The following is a 12,599-nucleotide window of genomic DNA, read 5'->3' as shown; positions in this document are numbered from 1 at the left end:
GCACCGCACGACTCTGAAGGAGTTCCTGAAACCATGGCGGTCTCAGTAACGCTGCCCGCGCTCGGCGAGAGCGTGTCCGAGGGCACTGTCACCCGCTGGCTCAAGGCCGAGGGCGACCGCGTGGAGGTCGACGAGCCCCTGCTCGAGGTCTCCACCGACAAGGTCGACACCGAGATCCCGGCGCCCGCCTCCGGCGTGCTGGCCTCGATCAAGGTCGCCGAGGACGAGACGGTGGAGGTCGGCGCCGAGCTGGCCGTCATCGACGACGGCTCCGGCGCCCCCGCGGCCGCCCCCGCCCCGGCCGCCGAGGCCGCCCCGGCGCCGGCCGCCCCCGCCCAGGAGGCCGCCGCGGCCCCCGCCCAGGAGGCCCCGGCCGCCCCGGCGCAGGAGGCACCCGCCGCCCCGGCCCCGTCCGGCGACGCGCAGGGCACCCCGGTGCTGCTGCCGGCGCTCGGCGAGTCGGTCACCGAGGGCACCGTCACCCGCTGGCTCAAGGCCGAGGGCGACACCGTCGAGGCCGACGAGCCCCTGCTCGAGGTCTCCACCGACAAGGTCGACACCGAGATCCCGGCGCCGACCGGCGGTGTGCTCCTGAAGATCCTGATCGGCGAGGACGAGACCGCCGAGGTCGGCGCCCGGCTCGCCCTCATCGGCGCCCCGGGTGCCGCTCCGGCCGCCGCCGCCCCGGCCGCCCCCGCCGCCCCGGCCGCCCCCACCGCCCCGGCTCCGGCCGCCCCGGCTCCGGCTCCGGCTCCGGCTCCGGTCCAGGAGGCCCCGGCCGCTCCGGCTCCGGCTCCGGCCGCCCCTGCGGCCCCGGCCCCGGCCCCGGCCGCGCCGGTCCAGCAGGCGCCCGCCGCGCCGGCCCCCTCCGCTCCCGCCCCGGCCCCGGCCGCCGGCGAGGGCGGGGGCGCGTACGTCACCCCGCTGGTCCGCAAGCTCGCGGCCGAGCAGGGCGTCGCGCTGGCCGACGTCAAGGGCAGCGGCGTCGGCGGCCGCATCCGCAAGCAGGACGTCCTCGCCGCCGCCGAGGCCGCCCGCGCCGCCCGGGCCGCGCAGGCCCCGGCCGCCGCGAAGCCGGCCGCCCAGGCCGCCCCGTCGCCGCTGCGCGGCCAGACCGTGCCGATGACCCGTGTGCGCAAGGCCATCGCCAAGCACATGGTCCAGTCGCTGCAGGTGTCGGCCCAGCTCACCACCGTGGTCGAGGTCGACGTCACCCGCGTCATGCAGCTGCGGGCGCGGGCGAAGAACGCCTTCCAGCAGCGCGAGGGCGTCAAGCTCTCCCCGCTGCCGTTCTTCGTGAAGGCCGCCGTCGAGGCCCTCAAGGTCCACCCGGTCCTCAACGCCCGGGTCAACGACGACGACACCATCACCTACCACGACGTCGAGAACGTCGGCATCGCGGTGGACACGGAGAAGGGGCTCTTCGTCCCGGTCATCCACGACGCGGGCGACCTCAACATCGCCGGCATCGCCAAGCGGACCGCCGACCTCGCGGCCCGCACCCGCGACGGCGGCCTCAAGCCCGACGAGCTGGCCGGCGGCACCTTCACGGTGACCAACACCGGCTCGCGCGGCGCGCTGTTCGACACGCCGATCCTCAACCAGCCGCAGGTCGGCATGCTGGGCATCGGCGCGACCGTCAAGCGCCCGGTGGTCGTCGAGACCCCCGAGCTCGGCCAGACGATCGCCGTCCGCGACATGGTCTACCTGGCCCTGTCGTACGACCACCGGATCGTGGACGGCGCCGACGCCGCCCGCTACCTCGGCACGGTCAAGGCCCGCCTGGAGGAGGGCGCGTTCGAGGGCGACCTCGGCCTGTAGTCCTCCCGCAGCACGGCGCGGTGCGCCCCCGGTCCGCCTCGGCGGGCCGGGGGCGCACCCGTTCGCAGGAGCGGTCGGCCCGCCGCATGCGGCCGCGCCCCCGGGCGTGGATGCTGGTGGCGTGATGTACGAGACGGAGTTCTGGCAGCTGCTCGACGAGACCCGGAACGCCGCCGACGGCGACCCGGAGGACCAGGCGGACCTGCTGGTGGAGCGGCTGACCGCGCTCGTGCCGGACGACGTGGCGGACTTCGCCCGGCTCTTCGAGGTGCGCTTCCAGCGGGCGTACCGCTGGGACCTGTGGGGTGCCGCCCACCTGCTGCTGGGCGGGGCCTCCGAGGGCGCCTTCGCCTGCTTCCGGTGCTGGCTGATCAGCCGCGGCCGGGAGGTCTTCGAGGGCGCGCTGCACGACCCCGACAACCTCGCCGAGCTCCTCCCCCGCTTCGACGAGGAGGAGGACGGCGACGCCGAGGACGTCGGCTACGCGGCCGACGAGGCGTACGAGCGGCTCACCGGCGGGCCGCTGCCCGACCTGGACGTGCCCGAGCCCGACGAGCCGGCCGGGCGGGCGCTGGACTTCGAGGACCACCCGGCGATGGCGGAGCGTTTCCCCCGGCTGTGGGACCGCTACGGGAGCTGAGGGTCCGGCGGGGCGCCGCGCGGCGGACGGGCGGCCCGGCATCCCCGGGAGCCGCACCCCCGGCGCGCCCCCCGGAGCGGCACCCCGGCGCGGCATCAGGGCGCGGCACCCCGGCGCGGCACCAGGGCGGCGGCCCTACGGCAGCGGGCCCTCCTGCGGCAGCGGCCCCGCGCCGTCGAGGAGGCTGCGGCCCATCAGGACGTCGTCGACGTAGGCGCCGTCCAGCAGGAACTCCCCCGGCTGCACGCCCTCCACGGCGAAGCCGCACCGCTCGTACAGGGCCCGGGCGGGGGCGTTGCGGCCGAGCACCCGCAGCGTGAGGCGGCGCGCCCCCTCGGCGCGGGCCCGGACGCCGGCCGCGTCGACCAGGGCCCGCCCGATGCCGCGCCCCCGCAGGCCGGGGTCGACGGCCAGCCCCTGGATCTGGCGGACGTGGGCGTTGCTGGGCAGCGGTGTCGGCGGCACCACCCGGACGTAGCCGGCGATCCGGCCGTCGAGGACGGCGACCTGGTACTGGTCCGGGCCGTGCCGCTCGTCGAAGAAGGGGGTGCCGGGCTCGCGCGGCGGCATCACGTCGCTCAGCGGGGACCAGCTGCGGCGGTCGAGGTCGGCCAGGGCGGCGTCGTCGGCGGCGGCGGCCGGGCGGACCACCAGCTCGACGGTCTCCGGCCCGGCGGTCCCCGACTCGGCGGTCTCCGGCCCGGCGGCCCTGGTCCGCGGGTCGGCGGGCGGGGCTGTGCGGGGTGCCGGGCCGTGGGCCGCCGGGGCGGCGGTGGCCGGGTCGCGGATCAGGTCGTCGGACGGCATGCGGATCACTGTAGGCCGCCCGGCGCGCGTCCTCACCCCCGCGCGGGTCCGGCTGCCAGGATGAGCCCATGCGCATCGCTGTCACCGGCTCGTCCGGACTCATCGGCTCCGCACTCGTCCGCTCACTGACCGCCGACGGCCACCAGGTGGTGCGGCTGGTCCGGCACGCCCCGAAGGGCCCGGAGGAGGTGCACTGGGACCCGCAGCGGCAGCAGGTCGACTCCGCCGGCCTGGCCGGGGTGGAGGCCGTGGTCCACCTGGCCGGGGCGGGCGTCGGCGACCACCGCTGGACCGACGCCTACAAGCGGGAGATCCGCGACAGCCGGGTGCTGGGCACGGCGGCGCTCGCCGAGGCCCTGGCCGGGCTCGCCACCCCGCCGTCGGTGCTGGTCTCCGGCTCCGCGATCGGCTTCTACGGGCAGACCGGCGACCGGGTGGTCGACGAGACGGCCCCGCCGGGCGGCGACTTCCTGGCACGGGTGTGCCAGGAGTGGGAGGAGGCGGCGCAGCCGGCCGCGGAGGCCGGGATCCGGGTGGTGCACCCGCGCACCGGCCTGGTGGTGGCCTCCGGGGGCGGCGCGTGGGCGCGGATGTTCCCGCTGTTCCGGATGGGGCTGGGCGGCCGGATGGGGTCCGGGGACCAGTACTGGTCGTTCGTCTCGCTGCGGGACGAGGTCGCGGCGCTGCGCTTCCTGGTGGACACCGAGGGGCTGAGCGGGCCGGTGAACCTGACCGCGCCCGAGCCGGTCACCAACCGCGAGGTGACCGCGGCCATGGGCCGGGTGCTGCGGCGGCCGACGCCGTTCCCGGTGCCGGAGGCGGCGCTGCGGGCGGTGCTGGGCGAGTTCGCGGTGGAGGTGGTGGGCAGCCACCGGGTGGTCCCGGCCAAGCTGCTGGAGGCGGGTTTCCGGTTCTCGGACCCGACGATCGACGAGGCGGTGCGGGCGGCGCTCTAGCGGCCCGGGAGGGGGCGGGGGCGGCCGGGGGACGGCCCGGCCCCCGCCGGACGGCGGGGGCCCGCCGGGCGGTGTTCCCGGCCGCCGTCCTGCGGGCGGTCGGCGGGGAGGCGGTCCGGGGTCCCCGGACCGGCCCCTCGTGCCCCGGGCGCCCCGTCCGCACCACCCGCCACGGCGCCGCCCCGGTGTCCGCCCCTCCCGGCGAATTCGGCCGGAAGTTCCTGTCTGCCGACCGGCTCGGCGGGGCATCACCCTGGCGGACCGCACCCCGCCGCCCGGCCCCAGGGACGCCGGACGCCGGGAGCGACCAGGGAGGAGCGCCCCGTGCCGGCACACGACCTCGCCCACCGCATCCGCGGCCGCGACGATCCCGACGTGGTGGTCGTGGGGGCCGGCACCGCCGGTCTGGCCGCGGCCCGCCACCTGTGCGCCGCCGGGCTGTCGGTGACGGTCCTGGAGGCCGCGCAGCACGTGGGGGGCCGGATGGCCGGGGAGGAGGTCGACGGCTTCCGGCTGGACCAGGGCCTGCACCTGCTGAACACCTCGCTCCCGGAGCTCTCCCGGTCCCTGGACCCCGGCCGGCTGGAGCTGCGCCCGCTGGCGCCCGGCGTGCTGGTGCACGCGGGCGGCCGCCGGTACCGGGTCGGCGACCCCCGCATCCCCGCCGCGCGGCTCGCGGCGGTCCGGGCGCCCATCGGCAGCCCGCTGGACAAGGCCCGGCTGGGGGCCGCGCTGGGCCGCCTCGCCGCGACCCCCGTGCCGCAGCTGCTGAGGCGGCCCGAGCTGACGACGGCGCAGGCGCTCGCCGCCCGCGGCCTGTCCGCGCGGGTGGTCGACGGCTTCCTGCGGCCGCTGCTGACGGCGCTGCTGAGCGACCCGGAGCTGTCCACCAGCAGCCGCTGCGCCGACCTGGTGCTGCGCGCGTACGCCCGGGGCCGGCTCTGCCTGCCCGCGGGGGGCGCGGCGGCGGTGCCGCGGCAGCTGGCGGAGGGGCTGCCGCCGGGCACGGTGCGGCTGGGCGTGCGGGCGACGGCGGTGTCGGCGGACGGGGTGGAGACCGAGGGGCACGGCCGGGTCCGCGGCCGGTGCACGGTGCTGGCCACCGACGCGGCGTCCGCGGCGCGGCTGCTGCCCGGCCTGCACCTGCCGGGCTTCCACCCGGTGACCACGTACTACCACGTCGCACCGGAGGCGCCGCTGGCGGAGCCGCTGCTGCTGCTGGACGCGGACCGCGCCAGCCCGGTCTCGCACTCGCTGGTGCTCAGCCGGGTGGACCCCTCGTACGCGCCGCCCGGGCGGTCGCTGGTGGCCACCGCGGTGCTGGGGAGGCGGTCGTTCGACGCGGGCGGCCCGGCCGCGCTGGAGCCGCGGGTGCGGCGGCGGCTGTCGGAGCTGTACGGGACCTCGACGGCGGCGTGGGCGTTCCTGGCGGTCCGCCACGTGGAGCAGGCGGTGCCCGCGATGCCGCCGCCGCACCACTTCGGCCGCCCGGTGCGGGTGATCGGCGGCCTGTACGTCTGCGGCGACCACCGGGACACGAGCTCCGTCCAGGGCGCGCTGGTCTCCGGACGGCGGGCCGCCCGGCAGATCCTCCGCGACCTCGGGGCCCCCGCCCTGGTCCGGGAGGCGGCGGCGGCCTGACCGCCCCCGGCGGGCCGGGGGCGGCGGGGCGGGCCGGAGCCGCTCCGCCGCCCCCGGCCCGCGACGTGCGGGCGTGCGGCACACCGCCGCCGGGCGCGCCCCCTGCCGTGCGCCCCCGCCGGTGCACTCCTGGCCGGTGCACCGCCGGCGGCGCGGGGCGCGGCCCGGCGGGAGGAGGCCGCGCGGGGTCAGACGATCCCGGCGCCGCGCGCGGCCTCCTCGAAGGCCCGCACGACGGGGCTGCCGCGGTACGGGGCGAGCCGGCGGTGGAAGTCCCGCAGGTACTCCACCGCCCGGGCCGAGCGCATCTCCGCCGCGGCGCGCAGCGCCTCGGTGGCCACCGCGCAGGCCTCGTCCACGTCGCCCATGCCGAGCCGGGCGGTGGCGAGCACGCAGCGGGAGAAGACCCGGCTGCGGGCGTACCCCGGCGACCGCAGCCGCAGTGACTTCTCCGCGTGCTGGGCGCTGAGCCGCCACTGCTGGAGGTCGCGGTAGCACAGGGCGAACTCGGCGGCGAGCTGCGCCTCGTCGAAGGACCGCGCCCAGGAGGGCTGGTCGTCGCCGGGCCGGGCGGCCTGCAGGGCCCGCTCGGCGCGGACCAGCGCCCCGGTGCAGGAGCGGCTGTCGCCGAGCACGCCGTGGCCGCGGGCCTCGGCGGCGTGCATCAGGGACTGCAGTCCGGCGGGCGCCGTCGTGCCGACGCCCTGCTGGGCGACCCGGGTGAGCTGCACCGCCTCCCGGCCGTGCCCGAGGTGGACGGCCTGGCGGCTCATGGTGACCAGGACGTACCCGCCGTAGACGCGGTCGTTGGCGGCCTGCGAGAGCCGCAGGGCCTGCACGAAGTAGCGCTGGGCGAGGCCGTGGGCGGCGATGTCGAAGGAGGTCCAGCCGGCGAGCCGGGTGAGGTCGGCGACCGCGCCGAACAGCGCCCGTCCGACGGGCTCCCCGTAGCGGCCGCGCAGCATCGGCTCGGCCTCGCTCTCCAGGTACCGCACCAGCGCCTGGCGGGCGTGGCCGCCGCCGTAGGCGTGGTCGAGGGCACGGAAGAGGTCGCCGACGGCCCGGACGGCGGCGATGTCGCCGCGGCCCACCCGCAGCGCGCCGCGGCCCTCCCGCTGGGGGTGCGGCGAGGGGTGCTCGGCGTCCGCCCTGATGCCCGCCCGGCCCGTCGCCGCGCCGGGCCGGCGGCCCTGCAGCGGCACGCGGCCGCCCGGCCCCAGGGGCCGGGCCGGGGGGCGCAGGCCGCCGGCCGGGGCCCGGTGGGGCCGGCCGTCCTGCCCGTCCTGCCCGTCCTGGTCGGACGGGGCCTCGCGGGCGACCCGCTCGTCGGTGCGGCCGATGAGCCAGTCGCGGCTGGGCACCACGAGGCCGGCCGGGGTGAAGGCGATCCGGCGCAGCTCGGAGTGGGGGCCGGTGTCCTTGCGCCACATGCTGGAGACGATGTCGACGGCCTCGGCGGGCGTCTCGGCGAACTCCAGTCCGGCGTAGACCGGGGCGCAGGCGTCCAGGCCGAGGTCCTGGGCGCCCAGCCGTCTGCCCAGCCGGCGGGTGAAGACCTCGGCGATCAGCGCCGGGGTGGCCCCCCGGGGCTGCTGGCCGCGCAGCCAGCGGGTGACCGAGGTCTTGTCGTACCTCAGGTCGAGCCCGTGCTCGAGGCCGAGCTGGTCCACGCGTCTGGCCAGTCCGGCGTGGGAGAAGCCCGCCTCCTCGATGAGCGCCGCGAGGCGCTGGTTGTGGGACCGGTCCGCGGCCTGCCGCGGCGGGCCGGTGGTGCCGGTCCGCGGCTCTGCGGCTGCCGGCGGCCGGTCGGCCCGCGGCGCGAAGGCCGGGCGGTCGGTTGCGGGTCGTTGGGGCATGTGCGTCACACCTTCCGAGCGCCGCGACGGCACGTGATCGTCCCCCGGTGCTGTGTGCGGCGCCCCCTGTCGGGAATCGGCGTGAATGTAGCGAGCATCCGGGGCCCGCGACCGGCGACCGGCACGCGGTCCTCCGAACGGGTGACACGTTCAGGCCCGTTGGGACGAAGACGGTGCTGTGGCGGTTTGCACCGTGGTAGCGCGACGGCGACCGCCGGGGCGGCGGAGGGACATGGCTGCGGCCCACACATCCGGGCGGCCTTTCGTGGCGTGCTCCCCCATGTGAGCGGACGCCGCGCGTACCTACCGTTTCCGGCCATGGACACCACTTCAGCCCCGCTGCCCGGCGCCCCCGGCCCGGACTCCTGGGACCTGGCCGGCCGCACCGCCCTGGTCACCGGGGCCGCCTCCGGCATCGGCCGGGCCTGCGCGGTGGCGCTCGCCGCCGCCGGCGCCCGGGTGTACGTCGTCGACGTGGCGGCGGAGGCGGCCGAGGCGGTCGCCGGGGAGACCGGCGGCACCGCCCACGTCGTCGACCTGTCGGACCCGGTCGCGGTCGACTCCCTCCCCGACGACGCGGACATCGTGGTCAACAACGCGGGGCTGCAGCACGTGGCACCGCTGCACGAGTTCCCCCCGGAGCGCTTCACCCTGATCCAGCGGGTGATGGTGGAGGCGCCGTTCCGCATCCTGCGCCGCACGCTGCCCCACATGTACGCGCGGGGGTGGGGACGGGTCGTCAACATCTCCTCCGTGCACGGCCTGCGCGCCAGCGCCTTCAAGTCCGCGTACGTCACCGCCAAGCACGGCCTGGAGGGCCTGTCGAAGACGGTGGCGCTGGAGGGCGCCCCCCACGGCGTGACCAGCAACTGCATCAACCCCGGGTACGTCCGCACCCCCCTGGTGGAGAACCAGGTCGCCGCCCAGGCCGCGGCCCACGGCATCGGCGAGGACGAGGTCGTGGAGCGGATCATGCTGGACCGCACCGCGATCAAGCGGCTGATCGAGCCCGCCGAGGTCGCCGAGGCGGCCCTGTGGCTCTGCTCCCCCCACGCCTCGTACATGACCGGCACCAGCCTCCCCCTGGACGGCGGCTGGACCGCCCGCTGACCCCTCCGGAACCACCCGCACCACCCGCGCTACCCGCACCAGCCGCACCACTCGCGCTACCCGCACCAGCCGCACCACCCGCGCCACCCGCACCAGCCGCACCACCCGCGAGAAGCACCACCCGGTGCGGCCGGCTCCCCCGCCGGCCGCGCCCGCCCCGCCCGCCCCCACCCCCAGAGACGGTGACCCATGGCCAGCGCTCCCAGTGCCGCGAACGCGCCCGGCTCCAGACCCGCCCACCTGCCCAAGGTCGTGGCAGCCAGCCTGATCGGCACCACCATCGAGTGGTACGACTACTTCCTCTACGGCACCGCAGCCGCCCTCGTCTTCGGCAAGGTGTTCTTCCCCGAGAGCGACCCGCTGACCGGCACGCTGCTCTCCTTCCTCACCTACGCCATCGGCTTCGCCGCCCGCCCCGTGGGCGCCCTGGTCTTCGGCCACTTCGGCGACCGGATCGGCCGCAAGCGGCTGCTGGTGCTCTCGCTGCTGCTCATGGGCGGCGCGACCACCCTGATCGGCTGCCTGCCGACGTACGCCTCGATCGGCGCGGCGGCGCCGGTCCTGCTGACCGTGCTGCGCCTGGTGCAGGGCTTCGCCCTGGGCGGCGAGTGGGGCGGCGCCGTCCTGCTGGTCTCCGAGCACGGCGACGCGAAGCGGCGCGGCTTCTGGGCGTCCTGGCCGCAGGGCGGCGCCCCGGCCGGCAACCTGCTGGCGGCGGGCGTGCTCTCGCTGCTGACCACCGTGCAGTCCGACGCGGCGTTCCTGTCCTGGGGCTGGCGCGTCCCGTTCCTGCTCTCGGCGGTCCTGGTGGGCGTCGGCCTGTGGATCCGGCTCTCGGTCGACGAGTCGCCGCTCTTCAAGGAGGCCCTGGCCCGCGCCGAGGCCCGCAAGGCGGTCGAGCAGGCCGCGGAGCAGCCCCCGCTGCTCGCGGTGCTGCGCCACCACTGGCGGGACGTGCTGGTCGCCATGGGCGCCCGCATGGCCGAGAACATCTCGTACTACGTGCTGACCACCTTCGTCCTCGCCTACGCCACCACGCACGTGGGCCTGCCGAAGCAGACCGCCCTCAACGCGGTGCTCATCGCCTCCGCGATCCAGTTCGCCCTGATCCCGCTCTTCGGCGCGCTGTCCGACCGGGTCGGCCGCAGGCCGGTCTACCTGGTGGGCGCGGTCGGCGTGGGCGTCTGGGCCTTCGTCTTCTTCACCATGGTGGACACGAAGAGCTTCCTCTCCCTGGTGACGGCGATCACCGTCGGCCTGGTCTTCCACAGCGCCATGTACGCCCCGCAGGCGGCCTTCTTCTCGGAGCTGTTCGCGACCCGGATGCGCTACTCCGGCTCGTCGATCGGCGCCCAGTTCGCCTCGGTGGCGGCGGGCGCGCCCGCGCCGCTGATCGCCACCGCCCTGCTGAAGGGGTACGGCTCGTCCACCCCGATCTCGGTCTACGTGGCGATCGCCTCCGTGATCACGGTGGTGGCGATGCTGGCGGCCCGCGAGACCAAGGACCGCGACCTCGCCGAGGTGGCGCCCTCCGGAGCCGGGCGGGCCGCGTCCGCCGACGACCTCGCCGCCCGCGGCAGCGCCGTCTGACCCCTGCTCCCCCACCCCCTCCCGGGGCCGGCGCGGCGCACCCTCACGCCCGCCGGCCCCGCCGCACGTCCCGGGCCTCCCCCGGCCCGCGGACGGCCTGGCACGATGGGCCGACCATGAACGACTCCACCCCCGTCGGCGGCGCGGCCCCGGCCCTGCGGCGGCTGCTGGCCCTGCTGGCCTCCGGGGCCCCGGCCGAGGACTTCGCCGAGGTGTCCGCCGACGCGCGCCGGTCCGGCGCCTCCCCCGCCGTCCTGGCCGAGGTCGAGGAGGCGGCGCGGCTCGCACTGCAGGTGCACCGCACCCTGGGCCAGCACCGGCGCCGCGAGGCCGAGCTGACGGCCCTTTTCGACACGGCGGGCGACCTCGCGGCCTCCCGCGACCTGGACGAGGTGCTGAAGGCCATCGTGCGCCGCGCCCGGCTGCTGCTGGGCACCGACACCGCGTACCTCACGCTCCCCGACGAGGAGGCCGGGGACACCTACATGCGGGTCACCGACGGCTCGGTCTCCGCGCTCTTCCAGACCCTGCGGCTCGGCCTGGGCGTCGGCCTGGGCGGCCTGGTGGCGCAGACCGCCCGCCCGTACGCCACCCCGGACTACCGCACCGACAGCCGCTTCCACCACACCGGCACCATCGACGCCGGGGTGCTGGACGAGGGGCTGGTCGCCATCCTCGGCGTCCCGCTGCTCCTGGGGTCGCGGGACGGCAGCAAGGTGATCGGGGTGCTGTTCGCCGCCGACCGCACACCGCGCGCCTTCTCCCCCGAGGAGGTGGCGCTGCTCTGCTCCCTCGCCGCGCACGCCGCCATCGCCATCGACACCGCGAAGGCCCTGGCCGAGACCCGGGCGGCGCTCGCCGACCTGAACGCGGCCCACGCGGTGATCCGCGAGCACTCCGCGGCCATGCAGCGCGCCGAGGAGGCCCACGACCGGCTCGCCGACCTCGTGCTGCGCGGCGGCGAGGTGCCGCAGGTGGCGGCGGCCGTGGCGTCCCTGCTGGACGGCGCCATCGCGGTGCACGACCCGGACGGCCACCCGCTGACCGGGCCGTCCGACCCGGCGGGCACCGGGGAGCTGGCCGCCGCCGTCGCCGACTCCCGGGCCTCGGGCCGCGCCGTGCGGCGCGGCGGACGGTGGGTGTGCGCGGTGCTGGCGGGCCAGGAGACGCTCGGCAGCCTGGTGCTGCACGGCCGGGGGGAGCTGGACGACCCGGACCGGCGGCTGTTCGAACGGGCCGCGGTGGTGACCGCGCTGCTCCTGCTGCTGCGCCGGTCGGTGGCGGAGGCGGAGAACCGGGTGCGCGGGGAGCTGCTCACCGACCTGCTGACCGCTCCCGAGCGGGACCCGGCGGGCCTGGTGCTGCGGGCCCGGCGGCTGGGCCTGGACCTGATGCGCCCGCACGTCGTGCTCGCCGCGGCCTGCGCCGACCGCGCCCGGCTGGCGGGCGCCGCGGTCCGCCACCTCTTCGGCTCCCGCGGGGTGAGCGCGGAGCACGGCGAGGGCGTGGTGCTGCTCCTGCCGGAGGACCCGGCGGCGGGCGGCCCCTCCGCGGCGGCCCGGTCCGCCGCGGACCGGCTGGCGCGGCTGGCCGGCCTGCCGGTGACCGTGGGCGCCGGGGGCCCGGCGACCGGGCCGGCGGCCCTCGCCTCCGCCCACGCCGAGGCGCAGCGGTGCCTGCGGGCGCTGCGGACGCTGGGCCGGGAGGGCGACGGTGCCGCCGCGGACGACCTGGGCTTCCTGGGGGTGCTGCTGGGCGACGGGCACGACGTGGACGGGTTCGTGGAGTCGGCGCTGGGCCCGCTGCTGGCGTACGACGCCCGGCGCGGCACGGAGCTGGTGCGGACCCTGCGGGCCTACTTCGACTGCGGCGGCAGCCTGACCCGGGCCAAGGACGTGCTGCACGTCCACGTGAACACGGTGGTGCAGCGGCTGGACCGGGTGCAGGCGCTGCTGGGCCGCGACTGGAACGGCCCGGAGCGGGCGCTGGAGCTCCAGCTGGCGCTGCGGCTGCACCTGCTCGCCGGCGGCGCGGCGGGCCCGGGGGGCTGCGGGGGTCCGGAGGGCGGGGGCGGCCCCCCGGCGGGCTGAGGGGCACCGCACGGCCGGGCGTACAGTGGCTGGGCCGGACATCGGCGGCCGGACGGCGGCCACCTGGACGAGGAGCGGGCAGCGGTGA

General features: G+C 77.8%; 9 protein-coding genes. 7 read left to right on the top strand and 2 right to left on the bottom strand.

Annotation, left to right across the window (positions count from 1 at the left end; genetic code table 11):
• Positions 1 to 33: 33 nt before the first annotated feature.
• Positions 34 to 1,821, top strand: a complete 1,788-nt coding sequence (gene sucB, locus ACFY07_RS02965; protein WP_390867098.1) for a 2-oxoglutarate dehydrogenase, E2 component, dihydrolipoamide succinyltransferase — start codon at positions 34 to 36, stop codon at positions 1,819 to 1,821.
• Between the two features lie 124 nt (positions 1,822 to 1,945).
• Positions 1,946 to 2,461, top strand: a complete 516-nt coding sequence (locus ACFY07_RS02960; protein ID WP_390867396.1) for a DUF4240 domain-containing protein — start codon at positions 1,946 to 1,948, stop codon at positions 2,459 to 2,461.
• 135 nt (positions 2,462 to 2,596) lie between these two features.
• On the opposite strand, the gene ACFY07_RS02955 is transcribed toward ACFY07_RS02960, so the two are convergent.
• Complete coding sequence (locus ACFY07_RS02955) at positions 2,597 to 3,115, bottom strand: GNAT family N-acetyltransferase (RefSeq protein ID WP_390867395.1); 519 nt, start codon at positions 3,113 to 3,115, stop codon at positions 2,597 to 2,599.
• A 221-nt stretch (positions 3,116 to 3,336) separates the two neighbouring features.
• Between ACFY07_RS02955 and ACFY07_RS02950 the strand changes: the two genes are divergently transcribed.
• Positions 3,337 to 4,224 carry a TIGR01777 family oxidoreductase gene (locus ACFY07_RS02950; RefSeq protein ID WP_230648287.1) on the top strand — a complete coding sequence of 296 codons (888 nt, stop codon included), beginning with the start codon at positions 3,337 to 3,339 and terminating at the stop codon, positions 4,222 to 4,224.
• A 324-nt stretch (positions 4,225 to 4,548) separates the two neighbouring features.
• Positions 4,549 to 5,865, top strand: coding sequence for an NAD(P)/FAD-dependent oxidoreductase (locus tag ACFY07_RS02945; protein WP_230648288.1), 1,317 nt, complete (start codon positions 4,549 to 4,551; stop codon positions 5,863 to 5,865).
• A gap of 188 nt (positions 5,866 to 6,053) precedes the next feature.
• Here the strand turns inward: ACFY07_RS02945 and ACFY07_RS02940 are convergent, their stop codons facing one another.
• On the bottom strand, positions 6,054 to 7,721 hold the full coding sequence (locus tag ACFY07_RS02940; RefSeq protein WP_230648289.1) for a regulator: 1,668 nt from the start codon (positions 7,719 to 7,721) through the stop codon (positions 6,054 to 6,056).
• Positions 7,722 to 8,039: 318 nt separating this feature from the next.
• Here ACFY07_RS02940 and ACFY07_RS02935 point away from each other — a divergent pair, with 318 nt between their 5' ends.
• The 3 genes from ACFY07_RS02935 (at position 8,040) to ACFY07_RS02925 (ending at position 12,511) form a co-directional block, all read left to right on the top strand.
• Positions 8,040 to 8,831 (top strand): 3-hydroxybutyrate dehydrogenase, encoded by a 792-nt coding sequence (locus tag ACFY07_RS02935; protein ID WP_390867097.1) that lies wholly within the window; start codon positions 8,040 to 8,042, stop codon positions 8,829 to 8,831.
• Between the two features lie 189 nt (positions 8,832 to 9,020).
• Positions 9,021 to 10,421, top strand: coding sequence for an MFS transporter (locus ACFY07_RS02930; RefSeq protein ID WP_390867096.1), 1,401 nt, complete (start codon positions 9,021 to 9,023; stop codon positions 10,419 to 10,421).
• 116 nt (positions 10,422 to 10,537) lie between these two features.
• A complete protein-coding gene (locus ACFY07_RS02925; RefSeq protein ID WP_390867095.1) occupies positions 10,538 to 12,511 on the top strand; it encodes a helix-turn-helix domain-containing protein in 1,974 nt (657 codons plus the stop codon).
• Positions 12,512 to 12,599 lie beyond the last annotated feature (88 nt).

Origin of the sequence: Streptomyces sp. NPDC001380 (genome assembly GCF_042895785.1) — a bacterium.
In the GTDB taxonomy this organism is placed as follows: Bacteria; Actinomycetota; Actinomycetes; order Streptomycetales; family Streptomycetaceae; genus Peterkaempfera.
The sequence above is the reverse complement of the archived record's forward strand: the minus strand, read 5'-3'. Positions and strand labels throughout refer to the sequence as shown.

Excerpts from the sequence above, each read along its gene's own strand:
- sucB (WP_390867098.1), top strand. The coding sequence starts at position 34 with ATGGCGGTCTCAGTAACGCTGCCCGCGCTCGGCGAGAGCGTGTCCGAG.
- ACFY07_RS02960 (WP_390867396.1), top strand. The coding sequence starts at position 1,946 with ATGTACGAGACGGAGTTCTGGCAGCTGCTCGACGAGACCCGGAACGCC.
- ACFY07_RS02950 (WP_230648287.1), top strand. The coding sequence starts at position 3,337 with ATGCGCATCGCTGTCACCGGCTCGTCCGGACTCATCGGCTCCGCACTC.
- ACFY07_RS02940 (WP_230648289.1), bottom strand. The coding sequence starts at position 7,721 with ATGCCCCAACGACCCGCAACCGACCGCCCGGCCTTCGCGCCGCGGGCC.
- ACFY07_RS02935 (WP_390867097.1), top strand. The coding sequence starts at position 8,040 with ATGGACACCACTTCAGCCCCGCTGCCCGGCGCCCCCGGCCCGGACTCC.
- ACFY07_RS02930 (WP_390867096.1), top strand. The coding sequence starts at position 9,021 with ATGGCCAGCGCTCCCAGTGCCGCGAACGCGCCCGGCTCCAGACCCGCC.
- ACFY07_RS02925 (WP_390867095.1), top strand. The coding sequence starts at position 10,538 with ATGAACGACTCCACCCCCGTCGGCGGCGCGGCCCCGGCCCTGCGGCGG.